The organism is Neptunicoccus sediminis (assembly GCF_001719615.1).
Taxonomy (GTDB): Bacteria; Pseudomonadota; Alphaproteobacteria; order Rhodobacterales; family Rhodobacteraceae; genus Amylibacter; species Amylibacter sediminis.
Window position 1 is genome coordinate 64,249 of record NZ_MDVX01000003.1, and the last position, 23,844, is coordinate 88,092.

At 58.9% G+C, this 23,844-nt stretch carries 21 protein-coding genes and 1 riboswitch; of the genes, 13 read left to right on the top strand and 8 right to left on the bottom strand.

The window, feature by feature from the left end; all coding sequences use genetic code 11:
• Nucleotides 1–44: 44 nt before the first annotated feature.
• Nucleotides 45–1,583 carry a trimethylamine methyltransferase family protein gene (locus tag BFV97_RS06755; RefSeq protein ID WP_069299594.1) on the bottom strand — a complete coding sequence of 513 codons (1,539 nt, stop codon included), beginning with the start codon at nucleotides 1,581–1,583 and terminating at the stop codon, nucleotides 45–47.
• 256 nt (nucleotides 1,584–1,839) lie between these two features.
• Entirely contained in the window at nucleotides 1,840–3,243 is a 1,404-nt protein-coding gene (locus BFV97_RS06760; RefSeq protein ID WP_069299595.1) for a pyridoxal phosphate-dependent decarboxylase family protein, read from the bottom strand.
• Nucleotides 3,244–3,532: 289 nt separating this feature from the next.
• Between BFV97_RS06760 and BFV97_RS06765 the strand changes: the two genes are divergently transcribed.
• The gene (locus BFV97_RS06765; protein WP_069299596.1) at nucleotides 3,533–3,862 is read left to right on the top strand and encodes a hypothetical protein; all 330 of its coding nucleotides are present in this window, start codon (nucleotides 3,533–3,535) and stop codon (nucleotides 3,860–3,862) included.
• A gap of 3 nt (nucleotides 3,863–3,865) precedes the next feature.
• On the opposite strand, the gene BFV97_RS06770 is transcribed toward BFV97_RS06765, so the two are convergent.
• Nucleotides 3,866–4,684, bottom strand: a complete 819-nt coding sequence (locus BFV97_RS06770) for an isocitrate lyase/PEP mutase family protein (RefSeq protein WP_069299597.1) — start codon at nucleotides 4,682–4,684, stop codon at nucleotides 3,866–3,868.
• Between the two features lie 16 nt (nucleotides 4,685–4,700).
• Nucleotides 4,701–5,114, bottom strand: coding sequence for a nuclear transport factor 2 family protein (locus BFV97_RS06775; protein WP_069299598.1), 414 nt, complete (start codon nucleotides 5,112–5,114; stop codon nucleotides 4,701–4,703).
• A gap of 260 nt (nucleotides 5,115–5,374) precedes the next feature.
• On the opposite strand from BFV97_RS06775, the gene cysS reads away from it, so the two are divergent.
• From cysS to BFV97_RS06795, 4 genes are all read left to right on the top strand, one after another.
• Entirely contained in the window at nucleotides 5,375–6,847 is a 1,473-nt protein-coding gene (cysS, locus tag BFV97_RS06780) for a cysteine--tRNA ligase (protein WP_069299599.1), read from the top strand.
• Nucleotides 6,848–7,034: 187 nt separating this feature from the next.
• Nucleotides 7,035–8,657, top strand: a complete 1,623-nt coding sequence (gene cimA / locus BFV97_RS06785; RefSeq protein ID WP_069299600.1) for a citramalate synthase — start codon at nucleotides 7,035–7,037, stop codon at nucleotides 8,655–8,657.
• Between the two features lie 39 nt (nucleotides 8,658–8,696).
• A complete protein-coding gene (locus BFV97_RS06790; RefSeq protein WP_083225547.1) occupies nucleotides 8,697–9,671 on the top strand; it encodes an alpha/beta hydrolase in 975 nt (324 codons plus the stop codon).
• The gene (locus BFV97_RS06795; RefSeq protein WP_069299601.1) at nucleotides 9,668–10,462 is read left to right on the top strand and encodes a phytoene/squalene synthase family protein; all 795 of its coding nucleotides are present in this window, start codon (nucleotides 9,668–9,670) and stop codon (nucleotides 10,460–10,462) included. Before BFV97_RS06790 ends, BFV97_RS06795 begins: the two co-directional genes overlap by 4 nt.
• Nucleotides 10,463–10,488: 26 nt before the next feature.
• On the opposite strand, the gene BFV97_RS06800 is transcribed toward BFV97_RS06795, so the two are convergent.
• The 3 genes from BFV97_RS06800 to cobA form a co-directional block, all read right to left on the bottom strand.
• Complete coding sequence (locus BFV97_RS06800) at nucleotides 10,489–11,697, bottom strand: MFS transporter (protein WP_069299602.1); 1,209 nt, start codon at nucleotides 11,695–11,697, stop codon at nucleotides 10,489–10,491.
• 66 nt (nucleotides 11,698–11,763) lie between these two features.
• Nucleotides 11,764–13,029 (bottom strand): cobyrinic acid a,c-diamide synthase CobB, encoded by a 1,266-nt coding sequence (locus BFV97_RS06805; RefSeq protein ID WP_069299603.1) that lies wholly within the window; start codon nucleotides 13,027–13,029, stop codon nucleotides 11,764–11,766.
• Nucleotides 13,029–13,880 carry a uroporphyrinogen-III C-methyltransferase gene (cobA, locus tag BFV97_RS06810; RefSeq protein ID WP_069299604.1) on the bottom strand — a complete coding sequence of 284 codons (852 nt, stop codon included), beginning with the start codon at nucleotides 13,878–13,880 and terminating at the stop codon, nucleotides 13,029–13,031. Before cobA ends, BFV97_RS06805 begins: the two co-directional genes overlap by 1 nt.
• A 178-nt stretch (nucleotides 13,881–14,058) precedes the next feature.
• Between cobA and BFV97_RS06815 the strand changes: the two genes are divergently transcribed.
• The 4 genes from BFV97_RS06815 to BFV97_RS06830 are packed head-to-tail and all read left to right on the top strand — an operon-like array spanning nucleotide 14,059 to nucleotide 17,127.
• Nucleotides 14,059–15,114 carry a cobalt-precorrin-5B (C(1))-methyltransferase gene (locus tag BFV97_RS06815; protein WP_069299605.1) on the top strand — a complete coding sequence of 352 codons (1,056 nt, stop codon included), beginning with the start codon at nucleotides 14,059–14,061 and terminating at the stop codon, nucleotides 15,112–15,114.
• The gene (locus tag BFV97_RS06820) at nucleotides 15,111–15,842 is read left to right on the top strand and encodes a cobalt-precorrin-6A reductase (RefSeq protein WP_069299606.1); all 732 of its coding nucleotides are present in this window, start codon (nucleotides 15,111–15,113) and stop codon (nucleotides 15,840–15,842) included. Before BFV97_RS06815 ends, BFV97_RS06820 begins: the two co-directional genes overlap by 4 nt.
• Nucleotides 15,839–16,471: a DNA-3-methyladenine glycosylase family protein gene (locus BFV97_RS06825; RefSeq protein ID WP_069299904.1), complete on the top strand. Its 633-nt coding sequence runs from the start codon at nucleotides 15,839–15,841 to the stop codon at nucleotides 16,469–16,471. The genes BFV97_RS06820 and BFV97_RS06825 overlap by 4 nt, the downstream gene beginning before the upstream one ends.
• The gene (locus BFV97_RS06830; RefSeq protein WP_108721657.1) at nucleotides 16,468–17,127 is read left to right on the top strand and encodes an alpha/beta hydrolase; all 660 of its coding nucleotides are present in this window, start codon (nucleotides 16,468–16,470) and stop codon (nucleotides 17,125–17,127) included. Before BFV97_RS06825 ends, BFV97_RS06830 begins: the two co-directional genes overlap by 4 nt.
• Nucleotides 17,128–17,190: 63 nt before the next feature.
• Here the strand turns inward: BFV97_RS06830 and BFV97_RS06835 are convergent, their stop codons facing one another.
• Nucleotides 17,191–17,886: a glutathione S-transferase N-terminal domain-containing protein gene (locus BFV97_RS06835; protein WP_069299608.1), complete on the bottom strand. Its 696-nt coding sequence runs from the start codon at nucleotides 17,884–17,886 to the stop codon at nucleotides 17,191–17,193.
• Between the two features lie 151 nt (nucleotides 17,887–18,037).
• Nucleotides 18,038–18,114, top strand: a riboswitch (SAM riboswitch).
• A gap of 74 nt (nucleotides 18,115–18,188) precedes the next feature.
• Here BFV97_RS06835 and metZ point away from each other — a divergent pair.
• The 4 genes from metZ to BFV97_RS06855 all read left to right on the top strand — a co-directional run bounded on the left by metZ (nucleotide 18,189) and on the right by BFV97_RS06855 (nucleotide 23,782).
• Nucleotides 18,189–19,367 carry an O-succinylhomoserine sulfhydrylase gene (metZ, locus tag BFV97_RS06840; RefSeq protein WP_425412265.1) on the top strand — a complete coding sequence of 393 codons (1,179 nt, stop codon included), beginning with the start codon at nucleotides 18,189–18,191 and terminating at the stop codon, nucleotides 19,365–19,367.
• 86 nt (nucleotides 19,368–19,453) lie between these two features.
• The gene (folE2, locus tag BFV97_RS06845; RefSeq protein WP_069299610.1) at nucleotides 19,454–20,584 is read left to right on the top strand and encodes a GTP cyclohydrolase FolE2; all 1,131 of its coding nucleotides are present in this window, start codon (nucleotides 19,454–19,456) and stop codon (nucleotides 20,582–20,584) included.
• Between the two features lie 171 nt (nucleotides 20,585–20,755).
• Nucleotides 20,756–22,204, top strand: coding sequence for a TrkH family potassium uptake protein (locus tag BFV97_RS06850; protein WP_069299905.1), 1,449 nt, complete (start codon nucleotides 20,756–20,758; stop codon nucleotides 22,202–22,204).
• Complete coding sequence (locus tag BFV97_RS06855) at nucleotides 22,205–23,782, top strand: 5-guanidino-2-oxopentanoate decarboxylase (RefSeq protein WP_083225548.1); 1,578 nt, start codon at nucleotides 22,205–22,207, stop codon at nucleotides 23,780–23,782.
• Nucleotides 23,783–23,844 lie beyond the last annotated feature (62 nt).

Below are 23,844 nucleotides of genomic sequence, written 5' to 3' on the forward strand. Positions count from 1 at the left end.
CAATGAAAAGCTATGAATTCCATCGGCAGTCAGGGGGCAAGCGGTTACGCGGGCAGATGAATCCGGAAGGCTTTGCGGATGGCCGCATCTGTGGCCGGATCAAAGCGTGCCTTTGACGGTTCCGCCAACATCTCGTTTTTGCGTTTGATGGCTTTTTGAATCAGATCCGGTTTGCCCAGTTCGGCCCATTCCTTTGGCGAGCTGCGATCCCCGAGCGCCGGATAGATATATTCCGTCTGCATCAGCGACAGGGTCTGTGCCGACCCCAGATAATGCCCCGGACCTTCCAGACAGACCGAACGGATCACATCAAGAGAGACGGTATCCTCGTTGACCTCTATCCCGCGGACGCAGCGCAGGGACTGGCCCAGCAGGTCGTCCCCGATGATCAGGCTTTCAAGGCAGAACCCAAGCAGGGAGGCGTGCATTCCGACAGATTCATAGACCATATTCAAACCGGCCAGCCCTGCCATCACGTTGGAATGGGCCTGTTCGTATCCGGCCTGCATATCGGGCATCTTTGCATCCGCAATTCCGGCCGCCGCGCCGCCGGGAAGCCCGAGGAAATGGTGCATCTGTGCGCAGGCCGCTGTCAGCAGGGCCTGCTCTCCAGAGCCGCCTGACATGGCGCCGGTGCGCAGGTCTGACACGAACGGCCATGTGCCAAACACCGTGGGATGCCCCGGTGCCATTGCGTTGACATAGACCATACCGGCCAGACATTCCGCCACCGCCTGCACAATCGCGCCTGCGATCGGCGCGGGGGCGGTGGCCCCTGCCTGTCCCGCCGAGAGCAATAGCACCGGCATCCCGCCGCGCACACAATGTTCCATCACCTGACAGGATTCTGTTGCAAATTTCATCGGTGGAACGACGAAACAGTTTGAGTTTGAGATGAAGGGACGGGCACGAAAGGCGTCCTCGCCGCCGGCAATTTCATAGATCAGTTCGAACGCGCCTTTCATGAAAGAGGGTTCGGTGAAAGAGGTCCCGATGTGCTTTGTAGTGCCCGAACAGCAGGCATAAATCGTGTTCAGGTCCATTTCGAAATTGTCGGGAATGTCGCGACAGACCATTGGGCGTTGCAGGAAGTGGACATTGTCGAGCCGGTCCACAATCCGCGCCGCATCATAAAGATCCTGCACGGTACATTCGCGGTAGTCGTTGTGTTCCACATCCACCAAATGCACCGCAGCGCCGGCGGTGCCATAGTGAACGCGATTGCCCGAGAGGTTCATATCGTGTTTCGGATCGCGCCCGTGCAATGTGACAGAGCGGTTGGCTTTGGCGAGCATGTCCTCCACCAGCGCAGGGGGGAAGCGGATGCGCCCGTCATCGCCCAATATGGCGCCAGCGTTGGTCAGGATTTCCACGCCTGAGGGCGGTGCATCAGCAAAGCCGATTTGCTCCATCGCGTCTAACGCGGCCTGATAAATGCGCTTTTCGGAGGCTTCGGAAAGGGGTTTGTATCTGCCACCTTCCATACCGGCGCGGACCGGACGGATGGCATCAGTGAGAGGGGCCGCACGCAGGGCCTGACGTGCTGCGCGGCCTCCGGAACGACGGGATTGTGTATCTGACATGGATGTTTGCCTTGAAAACTTCGGATCGGGTTCAAGCGGCGGTCCTTGCGCGGCGATCCCCGCGCCGCGCGACCGCGATCCGCACCGATGGTGCGTGAAATCAATGCTGTCATCCAATCAAGGTCAATCATGGCGGCAACGCTCCCGAACTGGTTCAAGCCTGCGCCGCAAAATGCGGGCAGGCTTGTCTGTTCGCGTCAAAAACGTCGTTTTCGGGGAGTTGGACAGATTTCGGGGTGAACCCCGTTCCGTGTCTTTAGGTTGAAGCTGCCAGTTCGGTGATCACGTCATAGGCTGTCATCACGTCGTCGCGGGTACAATCGAACTGTCCGGCGGTGAAACGGATGACATAGCGACCTTCGTGCAGGGTTTGGGTCAGATAGATGCGGCCGTCATCGTTGATGCGCTGCAACAGCGCGGCAGAGGCAGCATCTGCGTCTTTGCCGTCTGGGGTGTGCTGGAAGGTGAACAGGGCAAGGCGGCTGTCTGTGGTGATTGTGAAGTCTGGATGCGCGCGCAGTTTGGCTTCCAGTTCTTTCGTCCAGGCCACATGGTTGCGAATGCGGCTGCGCAAGCCTTCCAGCCCGTAAGCGCGGATTAAGAACCAAAGCTTCAACGCACGGAAGCGACGGCCGAGTGGTACGGTCCATTCGTTGAAATTCGTGATTTCCTGCGCTTGGGGTGTTTCCAGATAAGAGGGACGCAATCCCATAGTGCGGCGCTGGATGTCTGCGTCCCGCAGAAACTGAATCGAGCAGTCGAAATTTGCGCCCAGCCATTTGTGGGGGTTGAAAACGATGCTGTCGCAGTCTTCGGCGCCAGTCCAGAGGCTGCGGAATTCGGGGCAGATCATGGCGGATCCGGCCCATGCGGCATCCAGATGGGTGTAGAGATCCTCGGCCTTGGCGATTTTGATCAGCGGTGGCAGGTCATCGCAGGCGCCGATGGAGGTGCCACCTGTGCAAAGGACCAGACCGGCGGGAGTGTAACCGGCCGCCCGATCCGCCGAAATCGCGGCTTGCAGGGCGTCGGGGTCCATCTGATAGGCATCATTGGTCGCGATTTTCACCAGATTTTCCTGACCGATACCCGCGATCCAGCAGGCTTTGTCGATCGAACTGTGAACTTGTGCGGAGCAATAAATCCGCAGGCGGCCCTGCGTGGAGAGGCCCTGATCGTTGCCGGTAAACCCGGTGGCCCGTTCCCGCATGGTGAGAATGGCCGAAAGCGTCGCGCTGCTGGCGCTGTCCTGAATGACGCCTTTGAACGGCTGTGGCAGACTCAAAGCCTGACGCAGCCAGTCGATCATGACTTCTTCGATTTCGGTCGCCGCCGGAGATGTCTGCCAGAGCATACACTGGGAGGCGATGGCATTGGTTAATTGCTCTGCAATCATGGAGGCAGGTGCGGCGTTCGACGGGAAATAGGCGAAAAAACGCGGGTGTTGCCAATGGGTTATTCCATCCGGCACGATCCGTTCAAAATCCGCGATGATGGTTTCCATATCAATGGCCTGTTCCGGCGGGCGTGCAGGGAGGCGGGCGGCAATCTCTCCCGGTGAAGTTCGTGCGCGGACGGGTTTTTCGCGCAAGCTGGCGAAATGGTCTTCGATCCAGCGGCTGGCGCGGTTGGTCCATTTGGTATAGTCGGAATATTTCATCAAGGCATCTCGCTAACGTGTTAATTAGTGTGTAGCGGGTGGCTTTCGCGCTGGCAAGTGTTTTGGCGAATGGGGAAAGGGGGCGGGGGCTGGTATCACCCTGCAAATATGAAGCGTCATACAAGACGCGTGTTATATGAAGCGTGATATATGAAGCTTCATAAATGAAGCTTCAACGTTAACCGGATGGTAGTATTTCAGCGCTTTAATGGATTGGGCATAGGCGCCCAGTTGCTGGCATCGCGCTTTAGACGGTCCTGTGCATCCGAACCCTAATGAAAGGCCACCCATGCTTGAATATCGCCCCGATAAATTCATCCGTACTTACGAAGCCTATAACGGTGCCCGCTATTGGGCGTGGTTGATCCAGCCCCATGTCCTCACCATCATGGAAACCGCCTGTTACCTGCGCCGACCCGCGGTTGAGGCGATTGCCCCGCTGCTCGAGCGGGAATTCGGCGCGGACCTCCAGCGGGTTAAATTGCGTCAAATGATCGGTCATATGGTGCGTCAAATTTTGGAGGCGGAAGGCTATCACCTGCACCGCGCCAATGTGCGGATCAACAGTCGCGACAATCCGTTCCATTTTGGTTCCGCTTACACCCGCATTGCGGCCTAGGCGTCAACCGCCCAGCATCCGGTCTATCGCCCCGCCATTCGCAGCGTCGGCAAGACCACTGAAATCCCCTTCGTCCAGAAACGGCCTTGCGGCATCCAGTATCGCCTGATGGGTCACGCGGGCAAGTGCGGAGCCGAGCGAGATCCGCGCAACGCCCATTTTTGCATAATCCGCACGGGTCAGCGCCGTATATGTCGGACCCGCTGCCAGCGCATTGACAGGGGCGGAAATCTCGCGACAGATCCGGGCGAGATCGGCCGTCTTCTTGGGGATCGGCGCGTAGAGGCAATCGGCACCGGCGTCTTGGAAGGCATGCAACCGGCGCAGCGCCTCTTCGATGTCATACTGCCCGTTCAGGATGCCGTCCGCACGCGCGACAAGGACGAAGTCACGGTTCAGGGCACGGGCGGCGGCTGCGGCGGCTTTAATGCGCTCCACCGCCAGTTTGAAATCATAGGGTGCGGCATCGGGCAGGGCGGTGTCCTCGATCGAACAGCCCGCCAGACCGGCCTCGGCGGCGAGTCGCACAGTTTCGGCCACCGTTTCAGGGGCGCTGCCATAACCGTTTTCCAGATCACCAGAGACCGGCAATCCGGTGGCTGCGACTATATCCGCCGCATGGGAGAGTGCTTCGTCCCGTGACACCCGCCCCATGTCCGCCCGCCCGAGCGTAAAGGCATGGCCCGCAGATGTGGTCGCCAGCGCCTGCGCACCCAGTGCCGTGAGCATTTTCGCACTGCCAGCATCCCATACGTTGGCCAGAATGAACGGGTTTCCGGGCTGGTGCAGGGCGCGAAAGATGGCGCCTTTGTCTGTCGTCATGGGATGTCTCTCCGGTTCAGTTCATCTGTGCGGCGGCCTCTCCGCATTGCTCTGCGAGGTCTTCGGGATCGTAAAAGCGCCGGGACGAAGCGATTTTCAGATCGTCCGTCAGGGTCCATTCTTCCCATCCGCTGATCTTGGCGAATTTGGCGGTTTCCGCGTGATGGCCATAAAACGTCCATGTCACCACAGCGTTATGCCCCGAGATGCGGATATCGTCACACATCATGTGTAAATCCGCAAACATTTCAAACAACGCGGTGGTCATGTCCGCAATGGCGGCAGCACCTTTTAGCGGCTTTTCCCCGTTGACGCTGGCCCTGCCATCTTCGTCATAGAACCCGGCAATGGCAGCGCCGTCATGGGCTGTCCAGGCTTTGGCATAGTTGTTGGCCAGTGTGACGATTTTGTCTTTATCCAGAGCGCGCATTTTCTTTCCTTTTTAAGCTGGTCCAACCTAGCAGCCGCCAGCCAAAGCGTCCATGCAGGTGAACCGCATTTACTGGTTTGAAAACGGGACTTGCGTTTGAGTTGGGGGTGGTTAAGACTGCACCCATGAGAAACCAGAGCATTATCTGCTGCATTTGTATTATCCGCTGACAGTGTCAGGCGGGCGGCTTCTCTATTCCTAAATGTGATTTGAAATGCTAGGTCCGCCGCAAGACTGCTCTGCGTGCGCAAGGACGACCTATGACGACAATCAAACTTTACAACACCAAGACCCGTAAGAAAGAGGTGTTCACGCCTCTTAAAGCCGATGATGTGCGGATGTATGTCTGCGGACCCACGGTCTATGACCGCGCCCATATCGGCAATGCGCGGCCGGTTATTGTGTTTGATGTGCTGTATCGGCTGTTGCAGCAGGTATACGGCAAGGATTACGTGACCTATGCGCGAAATTTCACGGATGTGGATGACAAGATCAACGCCCGCGCAGCGGAAACAGGGCGCACCATCCGCGAGATAACGGACGAAACCATCGGCTGGTATCTGGACGACATGGGGGCACTTGGCAATCTGGAGCCGGACCATGCGCCACGGGCGACGGAATATATCCCCGAGATGGTGGCCATGATTGAATTGCTCATTTCTAAAGGCTTTGCATACTTTGAAGACTCTCCACGATTACATAACCAGCCACCGGCGAAATACGTTGTGCTCGATGAAAGTAAACTACCACGCCATGCACTGTTCGAAGTAAGAACCTATGAACAGTACGGCCGTTTGTCAGGTCGAACTCTCGATGAAATGATTGCTGGCGCAAGAGTCGAAGTCGCGAATAACAAGCGCGATCCGATGGACTTCGTGTTGTGGAAGCCATCAGGCGAAGGCGAACCCGGTTGGGACGGACCGAAAAGCCAAGGAATTGAAGCAGGTAGAGGACGGCCTGGTTGGCATATTGAATGTTCAGCAATGAGCCATAAGTTGTTCGGAAAAAAATTCGATATACATGGTGGAGGTCTTGATCTTGCATTTCCCCATCACGAAAATGAAATCGCTCAAAGCTGTGCTTGCTACGGTGAAGACTCCTTCGCGCAGGTCTGGATGCACAATGAGATGTTGCAGGTGGAGGGCAAGAAAATGTCCAAATCCCTGGGCAATTTCTTTAGCGTGCGGGACCTGATTGATCAGGGCTATCCGGGCGAGGTGATCCGCTTTGTCTATCTGGGCACGCATTACCGCAAGCCGATGGACTGGACGAATAAAAAGGCGAAAGAGGCTGAGGCGACCTTGCGGAAGTGGCGGGCATTGACTGAAGGAGTGGAACCAACGCGTGCGATAGATGCTGAGGTTTTGAGGGCTATATCCGATGACCTGAATACATCTGGTGCTATAAGTGTTTTGCACCAGTTAGCGCGCCAAGAGGATAAAGAGCTTCTTTTAGCATCCGCTCAATTTTTGGGATTGCTAACAGACGAAATGCTGGATCCTGCTTGGAAAGTTCCTGAAGAGTTAGAAACTTACGTTGAGCATCGCGGAACCGTGGAGGCGTTGATTGCTAAACGAAAGGAAGCTCGCCTCGCCAAGGATTTTGCGACGTCTGATAAAATAAGGGATGTGCTCTTAGCCGCCGGAGTTGAGCTGAAAGATATTAGCCTGACGGAAGTAGAGTTTAAAATCACACGAGACTTCAATCCAGCGAAATTGGAGTCTCTCAAATGAGCAGTTTTATTCTTGAAATGGTGCGGATGGGGCATGCCCGACCTCGGGAGGCCTCTCTACTAGGCGCGACGGAGTATTGTGTCCCCAGATTGCGGAATTTAGTTCGGCCGAAGGAATATGCCCTCCCGTGGGGGAGGTCGGGCATGGCACATTCGTGCCGGGCACTGCCGGTTTTTGAGGTAACACTATGACCAAAGAGCGCCTCTATCTTTACGACACCACTTTGCGGGACGGGCAACAGACGCAAGGGGTTGATTTCACGGCTGAAGACAAAACCCGCATCGCGACGGCGCTCGACAGGCTCGGGATTGATTATGTCGAAGGCGGCTGGCCGGGGGCCAATCCCACGGACAGCGATTTCTTTGATGCGGCGCCCGTGCTTTCCACATCTGTTTTTACCGCTTTCGGGATGACCAAACGTTCGGGCCGCTCCGCCGCGAATGACGATGTTCTGGCAGCGGTGATGAATGCCAACACGCCTGCGGTCTGTCTGGTGGGCAAGACCCATGATTTTCATGTGACCAAGGCGCTGGGCATCTCGCTCGAGGAAAACCTCGACAATATCCGTGAAAGTGTCGCCCATATCAAAGCACAAGGACGCGAGGCGCTGTTTGACTGCGAACATTTCTTTGACGGGTATAAGGCAAACCCAGACTATACCTTAAAGGCGGCGAAAGCGGCCTATGATGCAGGCGCGCGCTGGATCGTTTTGTGTGACACCAATGGCGGGGCTTTGCCGGATGACGTGCGCAAGGCAACAAAGGCAGTGATTGCGGCAGGTATTCCCGGGGATCATTTGGGGATTCACACCCACAACGACACGGAAATGGCCGTGGCCAATACGCTGGCAGCGGTGGATGCGGGGGCGCGACAAATCCAAGGTACGCTGAACGGGCTCGGGGAGCGCTGTGGCAATGCCAATCTGACGGCGCTTATCCCTACCTTGCTGTTGAAAGAACCCTATGCCAGCCGGTTTGAAACCGGCGTTTCAACGGCGGGGCTGAAATCCCTGACCCAGTTGAGCCGGATGCTGGATGATATTCTCAACCGTGTCTCGCACAAATGGGCCGCCTATGTGGGGGCGAGTGCCTTTGCCCATAAAGCGGGGCTTCATGCAAGTGCGATCCTGAAAGACCCGACGACTTATGAGCATGTGGACCCGTCACTGGTGGGCAACCAGCGGATTATTCCCATGTCCAACCAAGCGGGTCAAAGTAACCTGCGAAAACGGCTGAAGGATGCGGGGATCGCTGCGCCGGAAGGGGCGCAGATGATGGAAATTCTCGACGAGATCAAACGCCGCGAAGATCAGGGCTATGCCTATGACAGTGCGCAAGCCTCGTTTGAAATCCTCGCCCGCCGCGTGTTGGGTATTCTGCCACGGTTTTTTGAAATCATGCGCTACCGTGTGACGGTGGAGCGGGCCAAGGCACCGGGGCAGGAGCGTAAAACGCTCTCCGAAGCGGTGGTGGCAGTCAGTATCGGCGGGCAAAAACACCTGTCGGCCAGCGAGTCCATGGATGAGACCGGCAACGACCAAGGGCCGGTGAACGCCTTGTGGCGGGCGCTAGAGCGGGATCTCGGACCCTATCAGGCGATCATTGACGACATGCATCTGGTGGATTTCAAAGTGCGGATCACCAATGGCGGCACCGAGGCTGTAACCCGCGTTGTGATCGACTCAGAAGACGGTGAAGGCCGCCGCTGGTCTACGGTCGGGGTGTCGGCCAATATTGTAGATGCAAGCTTTGAGGCGCTGGTGGATGCCATCAACTGGAAACTGCTGCGGGACGGGGCAAAGCCTGTTTAGGTTGCTGCTGCAAGGCGTGGGACAGAGGAATAGGCTGGAATGGATGTGCTTTTGACGGTGCTGCGCTTTGCGCTGGTCCCGGCTGTGATTTACCTGCTGATTGCGGGTGGTTTGATCCTGTCACAGCGGCCTTCGCCAACGACGGGGGCGGGGCTGGATTTTGACAAATTGCAGGTCGGCGGCGATGTGGTAGAGCCTGTGCGATATACGGCGCGGGACGGGGTTGAACTGGCGGTGCGGGTGCATGGTGGACCGGGGGCGGAAACTTCTCTGGTCGTGCTGGTGCATGGCTCGGGCGCGCATGGTGCGGCTTACGGCGGGCTGGCGGCCGAATTATCTGCGCGGACGGGCGCACAAGTGCTGGTGCCTGACCTTCGCGGACACGGGGTTAACCCGCCGCCCAAAGGCGATGTGGCCTACATCGGGCAATTGGAGGATGATCTGGCGGATCTTGTGACGCAATACCGTCAGGACGGGCAAAAACTGGTGTTGATCGGGCATTCTTCCGGCGGGGGGCTGGTGGTGCGTTATGCCGGTGGACCGCATGGAGGCACACTCGACGGGGCGGTGCTGTTCGCGCCCTATCTCAAATATAACGCGCCGACCATGCGGGAAAATTCCGGTGGTTGGGCGCAGGTGTTGACCCGCCGTGTAATTGGTCTGAGCATGTTGAACGCTGTGGGGATCACGGGGTTGAACGGGATGACAGCAATCACCTTCAACTTGCCGGAAGGGCCGCTGTCCGAGAGCATGACGGGGGCCTATTCGTTCCGTCTGAACACGTCTTACGCGCCCCGGTCGGATTACCTTGCGGATGTGGCGGCCCTGCCGGAGTTCCTGTTGATTGCAGGGGCAGAGGATGAAGCGTTCAAGGCGGATCAATTCGAAGCGGCGCTGTCGGGGGCCAATCCCAAGGGGCACTACCAGATATTGCAGGGGGTCGGGCATCTGGATGTGATCCGCCAGCCGGACGCCATTGCGAAAACTGCCGAATTTATCAGGAATATCAAATGAGCCTGCAAGACGACATTGCCAGTTGCGCCGAGACCGTCCATTCGGGCGATCCGATGCGGTTTCTCTCTGCGATGACAGCCAGCGGCGCGGATCGGGATGCGCTGATGGTGCTTTATGCTTTTAACGTCGAGGTGTCCCGTGCGCCTTGGGTGACGGAAGAGCCGATGATCGCGGAAATGCGTCTGCAATGGTGGATTGATGCGGTGGAGGAAATTTTTACCGGCGGGGCGGTGCGGCGGCATCAGGTGGTGACTCCGCTGGCTGATCTGGTGGCACGACAGGGTCTGCCGCGGGCGCCGTTTGACGCGCTGGTGGCGGCGCGGCGCTGGGATATTTACAAAGAGCCTCACGCAGATGATGCAGCGCTTTGGTCCTATCTGGAGGCCACGGCGGGCGGATTGATGGCGCTGGCGTTTCAGGCGGTTGGTGGCGAAACTGACGCGGCTGCGCGGGACGCGGCCCACAGCTATGGGTCCGGCTGCGGCGCGGCGGCCTTGCTGGAGGCTGTGCCGGCACTGGAGGCGGCGAACCGCTATCCGCTGGTGGACGGGACGGCCGAGGGTGTGCGCAGTTTTGCGCAGGAAGCGTTACAGCGATTGGCGACGGCGCGGCCTGCATTGAAATCCGCGGCGCGGCGTAAACGTGCGGCGCTGCGCTCCGGCTGGTTGGCCCGCGGGGTCTTGCGTCAGGCGGTGGGTGAACCGGCTTTGGTGGGGGCAGGGATGCTTGGCCGCTCGGATGCGGGGAAACGGTTGCGACTGATGGGACTGGCCGCAACCGGCGGGTTCTGAGTATTTAGGGAACATTGAAGCCTGTATTAAGCTTCCTTACGCTTGAGCATGGCGAGCCAGACGAGCGCCCCGAACGCCAGCATCAGGAAGGGGATCATCGCAAGGTTCACGGCGTTCCAGCCTTGGATGACGCTGCCGCCCGAGCAATTCATCAAACCGCCCGATGCCAGCGACGCTACTGTGACCATGCCAAAGACCAGAAAGTCGTTCATGCCCTGCGCCTTGCCCCGTTCTTCAGGGGTGTGAGAGGTGGCGAGCATGGCGGTGGCGCCGATAAAGCCGAAGTTCCAGCCGATGCCAAGCAGGGCGAGGGCGATGAAGAAGTTGCTGAGCTGCACGCCTGCCAGTGCCACGAGACCGGCACACATCAGGATAAACAGGCCGGTGCCCATGATCTTTTCCACGCCGAAACGGGCGATCAGGTGGCCGGTAAAGAAGCTTGGCGCGAACATGGCAAAGACGTGTGCGGTGACGATGTTGCCCGCGTCCCCTTCGGTAAAGCCGCAGCCGACCACCGCGAGGGGGGTGGAGGTCATTACAAGGTTCATCAGGGCATAAGAGACCATTGCGCAGATGATCGCCGTGGCGATCCGCGGGTTTTTCAACAGTTCCATCCGGCTGCGGCCGCCATAGGGTTGGTCTTTGTCCACCGTGATTGCGGAAGATTTGAGGAAGGGAAAGATCAGAAAGCCAACGCAGTTGAGCGCGAAGGCTGCGGCATAGACGCCTAGGAAGGGAATGGCCATCGCCTCAAAGCTGGCGGCACCCAGTTGCGGGCCGATCACAGCAGACAGCAAGCCTGCGGCCATGACGTAAGAGATGGCTTTCGGGCGGTAGTCGTCCGAGGCCAGATCGGTTGCTGCAAAGCGGTAAAACCCGTGGGCAGACATGTAGATACCGGTGAGGTAAGAGCCTGCCAGCAGCCAGCCGAAGGAACTGACATAGATCGCATAGGCGCAGATCAGGGCCCCCGCGGCGCCGCCTGTTGCGCCCAGCAGGAAACCCGCTGTGCGCCCGAAGCGTTGCATGAATTGGGACAGCCACGGTGCCGTGGTCATCGAGCCGAAGACGATCATGGAAATCGGCAGGGTCGCAAAGCAGATGTTGGAGGCAAGTTTCTGCCCCGCCAGTCCGGAAAACGTAAACAGCAGAGGCATTTGCGCGCCAAGAACGGCTTGGGCAATGATCAGGATCAATACGTTGCGTTTGGCGAATGTGGTCATGGAATCTGTCATAGGCAAAGCGGTAGCTTGCTTTCATTGGGAAGCCAAGCAGATAGTTAACCTGTGGTGCAGTTTGCTCTACGCGGCAACCCGATCAATAACATGGGCAAAGGAACCTGTCACGGTTCCCTCGCGCAGGCCCATCGGGGGCAGCGCTGTGCCTTCGGCATCGGTTGCGTCGAAAAGGGGGGTGCCCGCAGCGGTTAGGGTGGTGGCGTAGTGAAATTCGTGGGCTTTGAGCGCCGCTGCCCACGGGCCGCCGAGAGGCGACAGATTGCGATAGCCAAGGTGCAGTTTGCGTTTGGCAAAGCTGGTTTCCAGTCGCAACAGTCCGGCCATCCGGTGGCGGGTGCCCGATGCGTCTACCAGCCCGTCGCCCAGCATCATATAGCCGCCACACTCGCCGTAGATGGCGCGGGCGTTGCGCAGTCCTGTAAGAAACCGCCCGTTCGCGGCGAGCCTTCCGGCGTGGAGTTCGGGATAGCCGCCCGGCAAGATGACCATATCGCAATCGGGCGGGGCTTCATCAGCAAGGGGAGAGAAAAACGAAAGTTCGGCGCCGCTGTCCCGCCAGTCTTGTAGAAGGTGGGGATAGGCAAAGGCAAAGGCGGCATCGGCGGCGATGGCGAGACGTTGTGCCGGAGGGGGTAGCGGTTTTGCGTTGGAGGGAGCTGTGCCCAAAGGGGCAGTCAGCGCCGCTAGGCCATCGAGGTCGATGGTCTCTGCCACGATTGCGGCGGATTGGTCGAGGAAGGCTTCGAGATCGGGATGCTCTGCCGCTTGGACCAGCCCGAGGTGACGGGACGGGGTTTGTAGACCTGTCTGGCGGTGGACTGCGCCGAGCACCGGAATGCCGAGCGGCGCAAGGGCGAGGCGCACCATACGTTCGTGGCGGGGGGAGCCGACTTTATTAAGGATAATACCGGCGATTTGCACATCTGGGTCGAGCGTGGCGAACCCTTTGGCAACAGCCGCAACGGATTGGGCCTGATGGGAGACATCAAGGATCAGGACGACCGGCAGGTTCAGGATGCGCGCGAGATCGGCGGTGGCGCCTTTGCCATCGGGGGGGGCGCCGTCAAACAGCCCCATTGCGCCTTCGATCAAGAGGGTTCCGGAACCGGCAGCAAGGCTGCGAATCCGCTCCGGCGTCATGGCCCAGGCGTCAAGGTTCAGGCACTCGGTGCCGCTGGCGGCGGCGTGAAAGCGTGGATCGATGTAATCGGGGCCGGATTTGGCCGAGCGGACAGCAACGCCCCTTTGTTTCAGGGCGCGCAGGATGCCCAGTGTCAGGGTGGTTTTGCCGCTGGCCGATCCCGGAGCGGACAGGATGAGACCGCCCATCAGGATGCCTCGGCGGGGCGGCCTCTGCCTAGGGGGTCGGTATTGCGGGGGGCTTCGCCTTTGGCCATCGCCATCCAGTCGAGCGTCTGGCGCATCAAAACAGAGCGTCCGACGCAGATGATTGCAGGCGGTGTCAGGCCGGAGGCGGCAAGATCGTCAGTCAGTGTGCCTAGGGTGGATTCGAGCACCTGTTGTTCGGGAGTGGTGGCGTTTGTCACCACGGCGCAAGGCTCTGACGCGGGACGACCGGCGGCGAGCAGTTCGGCGGCGATGGGGGCGATATGTTTCATCCCCATATAGATCACCAGCACCTGCGAGCCTTGGGAAATTGCCTGCCAGTTCAGTGACGACGGCGTTTCGCCCGATTGGTCGTGTCCGGTCACAAAGGTTACAGACTGGTTTACATCGCGGTGGGTGACGGGGATGCCGGCATAGGCGAGACCGCCGATACCTGCGGAAATACCCGGAATAATGCGGATCGGGATGCCGTGCTGGACGAGGGTCTGACCCTCTTCACCGCCGCGTCCAAAGACGAAAGGATCGCCACCTTTCAGGCGCAACACGCGTTTGCCTGATTGGGCGAGTTCGACCAGTCGTAGCGAGATGTCCCGCTGTTTGGCAGAGGGTTTGCCGCCCCGTTTGCCCGCATATTCCAATGCGGCCTCCGGTTTGGCCCAGTCGAGGATACGTTGATCCACCAGCGCGTCATAGACGATGACATCGGCCTGTTGCAGCGCGTTGAGCGCATGAAGGGTCAGCAGGCCCGGATCGCCCGGTCCTGCGCCGCAGAGCCAGACCCAACCGGGTTCCAATGCGGGCCAGTCGCCCGTGGGGAGAGGATTCGATGTCATGGCGGGGTTATGGACCCGAAGGGGGCTGTCTCGCAAGACAGGTTGCGACTGTATTGCGGGAAAATACGAATGCTGCGGCGTGGGATGAGTATTTGGGGAACATTGAAGCGGGAGCGCTTGGGCGGGGGAGTGTGTTTAATCAATTGCAAAAGCGGGAGGCGGGTTTTACCTGTATCAGATGGCTCGTAAACCTGTATCCGAATTGCGCCGTGGCTGGACCACAGGTGCCTGTGCCACCGCTGCGGTGAAAGCGGCGTTGCTGGCGCTGTGGGGCGACGGGTTTCCAAATGAGGTTGGCATAACGCTGCCGCGGGGGGAAACGCCGGTGTTTCCGCTGGCCCATCGCGAGTTGCGGGACGGTTGGGCCGAGGTTGGCATCACCAAGGATGCGGGGGATGATCCGGATGTGACCCACGGTGCGCTGGTGATTGCGCGGGTGTCTGCATCGGCTGGCGGTGTGGTTTTTAAGGCGGGCGAGGGGGTTGGCACTGTGACCAAGCCTGGATTGCCGATCGGGGTCGGGGAGCCTGCGATCAATCCGGTGCCGCGCCAGATGATGCGCGCGCAAGTGGAGGCTTTGGCTGCGGAGCACGGGCGGCGCGGTGATGTCGTCATTGAGGTTGCTATTCCGGGTGGGGCAGAGATTGCGTTGAAGACATGGAATCCGCGGCTCGGGATTAAGGGGGGGTTGTCCATATTGGGGACGACCGGCGTGGTGCGGCCGTTTTCCTGTTCGGCGTGGATTGCGTCCATCCACCGCGGCGTTGATGTGGCCCGTGCCGGAGGGCAGAACCATGTGGCGGGCTGTACAGGTGCGACCTCTGAAAAGGTGGTGCAGGCGCTTTATGGTTTGCCGGATCATGCCATGCTGGACATGGGGGATTTCAGCGGCGGGTTGTTGAAGTATCTGGCAAAAAATCCGGTGCCTCGGATGACGATTGGCGGCGGTATTGGCAAGATTACCAAGCTGGCGCAGGGGGCAGTGGATTTGCATTCCTCCCGGTCGCAGGTGGATTTTATGGCGCTGAATGCTGTGGCGCAGCGGTTGGGGCTTCGGGATGTATCGGGTGCGAATACCGCTTTGGAGGCGGTGACAATTGCGGGACCACAACTCGCCGCGGAGATCGCGCGACTGGCGCAATTGCAGGCGGTGGCGCAATTGCGCGGAGCGGATGTCATGATTGATGTGGTGGTGATTGATCGCGCCGGTGTCATATTGGGGCGGGCCGCATGAAGCGGGTGCTTGTGCTGGCAGGAACCTCTCAAGCGCGGGAGTTGATCGGAGCGATGCCTGAGGGCGTCGAGGTGACGGCTTCGCTGGCGGGGGTGACACGGACGCCAGTTGATCTGGGGTGTGCGACGCGGGTTGGCGGTTTTGGCGGTGTTGACGGGCTGGTTGCCTATTTGCGGGCCGAGCGGATTGATATTCTGGTTGATGCCACCCATCCCTTTGCCACGCAGATGACGCGACAGGCGGCTTCGGCGGCGGCTGAAACGGGGGTGGCCCATGTCATCCTGCAACGGGAGGGTTGGACACCAGAGGCGGGGGATGACTGGCGGTTTGTGAATGAATTTGACGAAGTTGCGGGGATTGTTCCGGAAGGTTGTACTGTGTTTCTGGGGACAGGGCGTCAGACTCTGGAGCAATTTGCGAATATGTCAGGACGGCGTCTGCTGTGCCGTGTGATTGACCCGCCGCAGCGGGATTTCCCCTTTGCGGGCGGGCAGTTCGTGGTCGGGCGTCCGCCGTTTTCCATTGAGGAGGAAGTGGCGTTTTTCACGCGGGAATCGGTGGATTGGTTGGTGGTCAAGAATGCAGGTGGGGCGCGGTCCCGCAGCAAGCTGGATGCAGCGCGGCAATTGGGTCTGCCGGTTGTGATGCAGCGCCGCCCCGCGCTGCCGGATGCGCCGGTGGTGCGTTCTGTTGCGGACTGTCTGGCGTGGCTGGCGGCGCAGGGGTGAGTATCGGGCGGATTATCGAGACGGACGCGGATGTGGCGGAAGGGGCGGCTTGGCTGGCGGCGCGGGATGACCGCTTTCGCGCGGCGCTGGAGCAGACGGGGCCATTGCCGCTGCGCCGCACTGGCGACGGGTTTGAAGCTTTGCTGAGCGCCATTGTCGGGCAGCAGGTGTCTACCGCCTCGGCCAGTGCGATCTGGGCGCGGCTGGAGGCGGCGGGATTGCACCAAAGGGACAGGGTTTTGGCGGCAAGCGATGCAGAAATTCTTGGCTGTGGTTTGTCACGGCCGAAGTTGCGCTACACGCGTGCTCTGGCAGAAAGTGAGTTGGATTACAGTGTGTTGCGGGATGTTCCTGATGTGGATGTGATTGCTGCGCTCTGCCGGATTACGGGGATCGGGCGCTGGACGGCAGAGGTTTATGCGCTGACATCACTGGGACGGGCGGATGTTTTTCCGAGCGGCGATCTCGCCTTGCAGGAGGCAGCGAGACTGTTGTTTGATCTGGAAGCGCGACCGTCCGAAAAAGCAATGGCGGCGATGGCGGCGGAGTGGTCGCCGTGGCGGGCGGTTGCGGCGCGGCTGTTGTGGGCGTATTACCGCGTGGCGAAGAAGAGAGAAGGAATACGATAATGGCGCTGTTGGAAAGCCACAAACGGGCTGCGAAATCCGGTGACACGAAATCACTGGTGATTTTTGTGCACGGCTACGGAGCGGATGGGAATGACCTGATTTCCCTGGCCGATCCTTTGGCGGAACATATGCCGGATACGGTGTTTTACGCGCCGGATGCGCCGAACCGCTGCAAGATGAACCCGATGGGGTTTGAATGGTTCCCGATCCCGCGCATGGACGGTTCTACAGAAGAAGCCGCGCGGGCCGGTATGGAAGAAGCGGTGGCACTGCTGGGGGACTGGCTGGTTGAGACGATGAAAGCTGAAGGCGTGACGGCAGCGCAGACGGTTCTGGTGGGCTTTTCCCAAGGCACGATGATGAGCCTGCACGTGGGGCCGCGGCTGTCGGACAAACTGGCGGGGATTGTCGGGTTTTCGGGACGGTTGCTTGCACCCGAAGCGATTGGCGAAGTGGTGAACAAACCGCCGGTCCTGCTGGTGCACGGGGATATGGACGATGTGGTGCCGCCGAGTTCCATGCCCGAAGCGGCTGAGGTGCTGAGCGGCGCAGGGTTTGAGGTTTACACCCATGTGTCCAAAGGCACCGCACATGGCATTGCGCCGGACGGTTTGGGGCTGGCCTTGCAGTTCATGATGGAGAAGCTGAAGTCCTGAAGCGAAGCAGGTGACAAGCTTTACAAAGCCAACCGGCGGAAAATTCGGTTGGCTTTGCTGTTTCTAGCGTTTGAACAGGTTGTTCTGGGCGTCCTTGCCGCGATTGTCAGAGCGCAGTTCGGCATGATGGGCACGGCCTCTTTGCACGCCTTCACGATCGGCACAGCGGGCCAGCCATGCGGCGAGGTTTGGTTTGTCCTCCAGCGTTTGTTCCTGACCTTCCCAAAGGCTCGCCCAGGGCCAGATTGCCATGTCAGCAATCGAGAAACTGTCGCAGACGAAATCGCGCCCTTCCAAGCGGCGGTCGAGAACCCCGTACAGGCGTGCCGTTTCGGCGCGGTAGCGGTCTTTGGCGTAGGGAATGTCCTGCGGCGGGTCCATATACGGGGCGTATTTGATAAAATGGTGGCATTGTCCCGCCATCGGGCCGACTCCGCCCATCTGCCACATCAGCCATTGGTCTACCTCAATGCGCTGGCGTTCGGTTTCGCCGCAGAACCTGCCGGTTTTGCGGGCCAGATATTGCAGGATCGCACCGCTTTCAAAGATGGAGACCGGCGCACCGTCCGGCCCGTCCGGATCGGTAATCGCCGGCATCCTGTTGTTAGGCGCGATTTTCAGGAAATCCGGCGCGAACTGGTCGCCTTTGCCGATGTTAATCAGATGGGTGTCATAGGGCAGGCCGAATTCTTCGAGCGCGATGGAGATTTTCCAACCGTTCGGGGTGGGCCAGTAATAGAGGTCTATCGGGTCTTGCATGGGGATACTCCTTTGCTCGCAGAGTGATACGGGGATTGCATCGGGGCAAGGGGGAAATCCCTGCTGGTTGCCTGTGCAAAACAGTGTGAACAGAGGATTTCGCCGCTTTTTTCGGAGACTCGCCCATTGACCGTTCTGAAAGGCTGGATTATGCAAAACCCGTGGCGATTTGTAACCGGATTGTGGGCCACGTTAATCTTACCACTAAAAGGTCGAGGTCTATGAAGTTGCACCCCGATCGTTGTTACGGTTGGGGTTTTTTCTTGGGCTGACCCCATATGCAGCCCGCCAGAAGGATGATGTTGATGGACAACTGGAAACCAAGCACCAAGGCGGTACATGCCGGCACGAAACGGTCCCAATTCGGGGAGCTTTCGGAAGCGATCTTTATGACGCAGGGGTTCTTGTACGACAGTGCGGAACAGGCCGAAGCGCGGTTTATCGAGGCGGGGGAAGAGGAATTCATCTACGCCCGATATGGCAACCCGACCGTGGCCATGTTTGAAGAGCGGATGGCCGCGATTGAAGGGGCCGAAGATGCGTTTGCCACAGCGTCCGGGATGGCGGCGGTGAACGGGGCGCTGATGGCGCTGGTCAAGGCGGGCGATCATGTTGTGGCGGCCCGTGCGCTGTTCGGGTCCTGCCTGTTTATTGTCGAAGAAATCCTGCCGAAATTCGGTGTGGAGGTCACACTGGTGGATGGCACCGATCTGGACGCATGGCGCGATGCGGTGCGGCCTGATACCAAGGTTTGCTTTCTTGAGGCGATTTCCAATCCGACGCTGGAAGTGATTGATATTGCAGGGGTTAGCGAGATTGCCCATGCTGCGGGTGCTGTTGTGGTGGTGGACAACGTATTCGCGACACCTGTGTTCCAGCGCTCGTTGGAGTTGGGCGCGGATGTGGTGGTCTATTCCGCCACAAAGCACATCGACGGGCAGGGGCGGTGTCTTGGGGGGATCGTGCTGGGCACAAAGGAATTTGTGCGCGGGCCGTTGCAGACCTATTTGAAACACACCGGCGCGGCGCTGAGCCCGTTTAACGCTTGGGTGATGTTGAAAGGGTTGGAAACCCTTGCCCTGCGCTGTGAGGCACAGGCGGCAAGTGCAACCTATCTGGCGGAAAAGCTGGCCGGGCATAAGGCGCTGTCAAAGGTGATTTACCCCTTCGCGGCGGATCACCCGCAGGGGGAGCTGGCGCAAAAGCAGATGACGCGGGGCGGGACTGTGCTTTCGCTGGAGCTGGCAGGGGGCAAGGACGCGGCGTTCAAATTCCTCAATGCGCTGCAAATCGTGCGGATTTCCAACAATCTAGGCGATGCCAAAAGCATTATTACCCATCCCGCAACCACAACCCATCAGCGACTGACACAAGAGCAATGTGCCGGGCTGGGGATTTCGGACGGGTTGGTGCGGATTTCCATCGGTCTGGAGGATCGGGATGATCTTCTAAACGATATGCTGGCGGCTTTGGCAGGGTAAATGTCGGTTTTCCGGAGACTTTAACTGGAAAATCTGGCAAGGATGCGCATATAAAAAGCATCTGCGGTTAAACCAAGGGGTGATCCATGAATGTTCATGACCCAGCTATTGAGACCGAAACCCTTTCCGAGGACAAGCGAAATGCCCCGACGGAACAAGACGCACGCGAGGCCCTGGCGGTTTTGCGGCGCTGGGCGTCCGGCAATGATGTAACGGCCTTTGCCAATCTGGCACCGGCCGATGCCGCCGGTGCGCTGGCCCGTGGGGTGGGGGATGCCTATCCTGCGCTTTCCACGATTTATCCCGACGATCTGGTGGCTGATAAAGCCTATATCGCGGGATTGCCGGATTTGCAGAATGGTCCGGCAAGCCTGATCAAAGGCGCTAAAACTGCGATCCAGCATGTGGGGATTTCCAATTTTCGCCTGCCGCTGCGTTATCTGACCCGCGACAAGGGGGAGATGGTTCTTGAAACCTCTGTCACCGGAACCGTGTCTTTGGAGGAGAATAAGAAGGGCATTAACATGAGCCGCATCATGCGGTCCTTTTATGCCCATGCAGAAAGTGTGTTCAGCTTTGATGTCATCGACGCGGCCCTTGGGGATTACGTCAGCGATCTGGACAGTCTGGATGCACGTATCCAGATGCGTCTGTCTTTTCCGATGAAGAAACAATCGCTTAGATCTGGTCTGCACGGGTATCAGTATTATGATATTGCGCTGGAGTCGACCTATCGCAACGGCGCCAAGACGCGGATTCTACATCTGGATTATGTCTATTCGTCAACCTGTCCGTGTTCGCTGGAACTGTCGGAACATGCGCGCCGGACACGCGGTCAACTGGCCACGCCCCATTCCCAGCGTTCGGTTGCGCGGATTTCCGTAGAGGTTCTGTCCGGTGATGTGCTGTGGTTCGAGGATGTCGTGGCCCTGTGCAATGACGCCGTACCGACCGAGACGCAAGTGATGGTAAAGCGCGAGGACGAGCAGGCGTTTGCAGAGATGAATGCGGCAAATCCGATTTTTGTCGAGGACGCCGTGCGCCTGTTCTACCGCGCTTTGGCGCAGGACGCGCGAATCGGGGATTTCCGTGTGGTGGCGAGCCATCAGGAGAGTCTGCACAGCCATGATGCGATTTCGGTGCTGTGTCGGGGCGAGATGTTTGAGTCTTCCACGCTTGATCCGCGTATGTTTGAAACTCTGATTCACCGCGGGTGATTGTGGTTTGTTGCGCCGCAAGCCGGGGCATGCTGCCCCCACGGCTGCGCCGCTCCCCCTGCGGATATTTGAAGAAAATGGAACATCGCCGTTTTGCGGTATGTGCAGAGGCAAATTTGAAAGGCGACAGATCGCTTGACAGTTTCCGCGCAGAGCGCCAAGCCTGCGTTTATGTTTGATTTTCGCCCTGCCGCTTATGTGATCGGCCTGCTGACTCTGGCCCTTGGATGCACCATGGTGTTCCCGATGTTGATCGACATATTCGACAGCAGTCCGGAGTGGTGGGTCTTCGGGCTATCGGGGGTTTTGACAGCACTTGCGGGGGGCTCGCTGGCGCTGGCCTGTGCGAATGGTTCCACAGGCGGGCTGTCGATCCAGCAGACGTTTATTCTGACCACCGGCGTCTGGGTTGTTCTGCCGGTGTTCGGGGCCTTGCCCTTTTGGTTAGGGGCGACGGATGCGCGTCTGGTTGACGGTTTCTTTGAGGCGATGTCTGCGCTGACCACCACCGGTTCTACCGTGTTTTCGGGGCTTGGTGATCTGCCGAGAGGTATTTTGCTGTGGCGCGGGATGATGCAATGGTTCGGCGGCGTCGGGATCATCGTTGTGGCGATGGTGTTCCTGCCGATGCTGCGGGTCGGGGGGATGCAGATTTTCCGCTCTGAAGGGTTTGAAACGATGGGAAAAATTCTGCCCAAAGCGGCAGAGATCGCCCGTCAGATCGGGGTGATCTATCTGGTGCTGACGGTGGTGTGTTTTGCCTGTTATCTTGCTGTAGGCATGTCGGGGTTTGATGCGCTGGTGCATGCGTTTACCACATTATCTACGGGGGGTTTTTCCACCGAAGATGCGTCTTTCGGGGCGTTTCAGGGGCCTGCGGAGTATGTGGCAACTGTGTTCATGATGCTGGCGAGTCTGCCGTTTGTGCGGTACGTGCAACTGGTGGCGGGGACGGCGGTGCCGCTGTATCGGGACTCCCAGATACGGGCGTTTTTGATGCTGTTTTCGCTGCTGGTGGTGGTGTTGACGATGTATCAGTTGATCCACAACCATGACGACCTGGAGCGCTCTGTGCGGGAGGCATTGTTCAATGTGGCCTCTATTCTTTCGGGCACCGGATATGCCAGCGTCAACTACCAGTCCTGGGGCAACTTTCCCATGATGCTGTTCTTTATGATGGGGCTGGTGGGGGGCTGTGCGGGGTCGACCTGTTGTTCGATCAAAGTGTTCCGCTACGAGCTGCTGGTGAAGGCCATTGTCGTGCAGATCAAGCGGCTGCACAATCCACACGGTGTGTTTGTGTTGAAATACAACCGCCGCTCTGTGCCGGATGATGTTATTTCCTCGGTCATGGCGTTTTTCATGTTGTTCCTGACCTCTCTGGCGGTTTTGTCGGTGGCTCTGGGAATGACGGGGCTTGATAAGGTTACGGCCATATCGGGCGCGGCTACCGCGCTGGCGAATGTGGGGCCGGGGCTGGGGGACTATATCGGGCCGTCTGGCAATTTCAGCGAGCTGAACGACATAGCGAAATGGCTGCTGGCTATTGGCATGTTGGTGGGGCGTTTGGAACTGATGGCGGTTTTTGTACTGTTTACGGCTAATTTCTGGAGAAACTGAATGAAACGACCTTTGGGCGCACAAATTTCGCATATGTTGAAGGATCGGGGGGTGGATACGATTTTCGGGATTCCGGGGGTGCACAATGTTGAGATGTACCGTGGCATAGAAGAGGCCGGTATCACTCATGTGCTGGCCCGCCACGAGCAGGGCGCGGGGTTCATGGCCGACGGGTATGCCCGTGCTACCGGCAAGCCGGGCGTTGCCTATGTGATCACCGGACCGGGGCTGTGCAATATTATGACGCCGATGGGACAAGCCTATAGCGATAGCGTGCCGATGCTGGTGATCTCTTCCTGTCTGGATGAGGTTGCCGCCAAGAAGGGGCAGTTGCATCAGATGAAGGACCAGCGGGCTGCGGCAGAGACCGTCTGCGACTGGTCCGAAGAGGCCAAATCAGCGGCGGCGGCTTATCAACTGGTGGATCGGGCCTTTGGCGAATTTGTGACCGCGCGGCCGCGCCCCAAACATATTCAGGTGCCGATTGCGGTGCTGGGGGCAGAGGCAGAGTATAGCGCGCCCAAGTCGGTGACGCCTGCGCTGCCAACCGCAAGCGCGGCGCAGATCAAAGCGGTGGCCGAGGGACTGGCAGCGGCGAAACGGCCTTTGTTTGTGTTTGGTGGCGGTGCGGCTGGTGCAGCGGCAGAGGCCCGCGCGGTGCTGGCCAAGACGAAGGCGGCGTCCTTTACCAGCTTTGCAGGGCGCGGGATCACGGCGGTTGATGATCCGCTGTGTTTCGGGGCAGGGCTGATACAGGGTGAAAGCGCACGTATTCTGGAGTCGGCAGATTACGTGGTTGCCGTGGGCACCGAACTGGCCGAGGTGGACCTTTGGCGTGATGCATTGGGGCATAAGGGCGATTTCGTGCGGGTAGATATTGATCCGCCGATGCTGGCCGATCTGATGGCAGCGCCGGATATGACTGTATTGTCGGATGCCAAGGCGTTTCTTGCGGGGTTGGCCGAGAATGTGCAGGCTGGTGAAACGGACTGGAAAGCAGACGATGTGGCCGAGACGCGCAAACGCTGGAAGGCGGAAATCAGCGCGGACAGGCCCGGCATCGTTGAAATTGCGGATGCGGTGATGGAGGCTTTGCCCGCCGGAACGCAGATCTATTCCGATATGACGCAATTTGCCTATGTCTCTAAGGAGACCACCACGATGGATGCGCCGGGGCGCTGGCATCATCCTTACGGTTTTGGAACGCTCGGCTATGCTTTGCCTGCGGCAATCGGGGGCAAGATTGGTCTGGGGGATGCGCCGGTGATTGCGATGGCGGGCGATTACGGCTTTCAATACACGGTGCAAGAACTGGGCGTTGCCGTAGAATTGGGGCTGAGCCTGCCGATTATCCTGTGGGACAATGGCAAGCTGAAAGAGATTGAGGATTGCATGGTGAACAGCCAGATTGCGCCCAATGCGGTTCAGGCGCTCAACCCTGATTTTTGCAAGCTGGCCGAGGCTTGGGGCGCGCGTTCTGCTGCGCCGGACAGTCTTGACGCATTGCAAGCGGCTATTGCGGCAGCGTTCAAAGCGGACGGGCCGACGCTGATCCATGTTACACCGGATATTCTGTGATCTTTTCGCAATTCCCGAAGGCCGGTTTCCAATTCCACCCCCTTAAGCGGTGCGGGATTGTG

What these genes read in the sequence shown, in the direction of transcription:
- BFV97_RS06755 (WP_069299594.1), bottom strand. Translation starts at nt 1,583, where the DNA reads ATGTCAGATACACAATCCCGTCGTTCCGGAGGCCGCGCAGCACGTCAG.
- BFV97_RS06760 (WP_069299595.1), bottom strand. Translation starts at nt 3,243, where the DNA reads ATGAAATATTCCGACTATACCAAATGGACCAACCGCGCCAGCCGCTGG.
- BFV97_RS06765 (WP_069299596.1), top strand. Translation starts at nt 3,533, where the DNA reads ATGCTTGAATATCGCCCCGATAAATTCATCCGTACTTACGAAGCCTAT.
- BFV97_RS06770 (WP_069299597.1), bottom strand. Translation starts at nt 4,684, where the DNA reads ATGACGACAGACAAAGGCGCCATCTTTCGCGCCCTGCACCAGCCCGGA.
- BFV97_RS06775 (WP_069299598.1), bottom strand. Translation starts at nt 5,114, where the DNA reads ATGCGCGCTCTGGATAAAGACAAAATCGTCACACTGGCCAACAACTAT.
- cysS (WP_069299599.1), top strand. Translation starts at nt 5,375, where the DNA reads ATGACGACAATCAAACTTTACAACACCAAGACCCGTAAGAAAGAGGTG.
- cimA (WP_069299600.1), top strand. Translation starts at nt 7,035, where the DNA reads ATGACCAAAGAGCGCCTCTATCTTTACGACACCACTTTGCGGGACGGG.
- BFV97_RS06790 (WP_083225547.1), top strand. Translation starts at nt 8,697, where the DNA reads ATGGATGTGCTTTTGACGGTGCTGCGCTTTGCGCTGGTCCCGGCTGTG.
- BFV97_RS06795 (WP_069299601.1), top strand. Translation starts at nt 9,668, where the DNA reads ATGAGCCTGCAAGACGACATTGCCAGTTGCGCCGAGACCGTCCATTCG.
- BFV97_RS06800 (WP_069299602.1), bottom strand. Translation starts at nt 11,697, where the DNA reads ATGACAGATTCCATGACCACATTCGCCAAACGCAACGTATTGATCCTG.
- BFV97_RS06805 (WP_069299603.1), bottom strand. Translation starts at nt 13,029, where the DNA reads ATGGGCGGTCTCATCCTGTCCGCTCCGGGATCGGCCAGCGGCAAAACC.
- cobA (WP_069299604.1), bottom strand. Translation starts at nt 13,880, where the DNA reads ATGACATCGAATCCTCTCCCCACGGGCGACTGGCCCGCATTGGAACCC.
- BFV97_RS06815 (WP_069299605.1), top strand. Translation starts at nt 14,059, where the DNA reads ATGGCTCGTAAACCTGTATCCGAATTGCGCCGTGGCTGGACCACAGGT.
- BFV97_RS06820 (WP_069299606.1), top strand. Translation starts at nt 15,111, where the DNA reads ATGAAGCGGGTGCTTGTGCTGGCAGGAACCTCTCAAGCGCGGGAGTTG.
- BFV97_RS06835 (WP_069299608.1), bottom strand. Translation starts at nt 17,886, where the DNA reads ATGCAAGACCCGATAGACCTCTATTACTGGCCCACCCCGAACGGTTGG.
- folE2 (WP_069299610.1), top strand. Translation starts at nt 19,454, where the DNA reads ATGAATGTTCATGACCCAGCTATTGAGACCGAAACCCTTTCCGAGGAC.
- BFV97_RS06850 (WP_069299905.1), top strand. Translation starts at nt 20,756, where the DNA reads ATGTTTGATTTTCGCCCTGCCGCTTATGTGATCGGCCTGCTGACTCTG.
- BFV97_RS06855 (WP_083225548.1), top strand. Translation starts at nt 22,205, where the DNA reads ATGAAACGACCTTTGGGCGCACAAATTTCGCATATGTTGAAGGATCGG.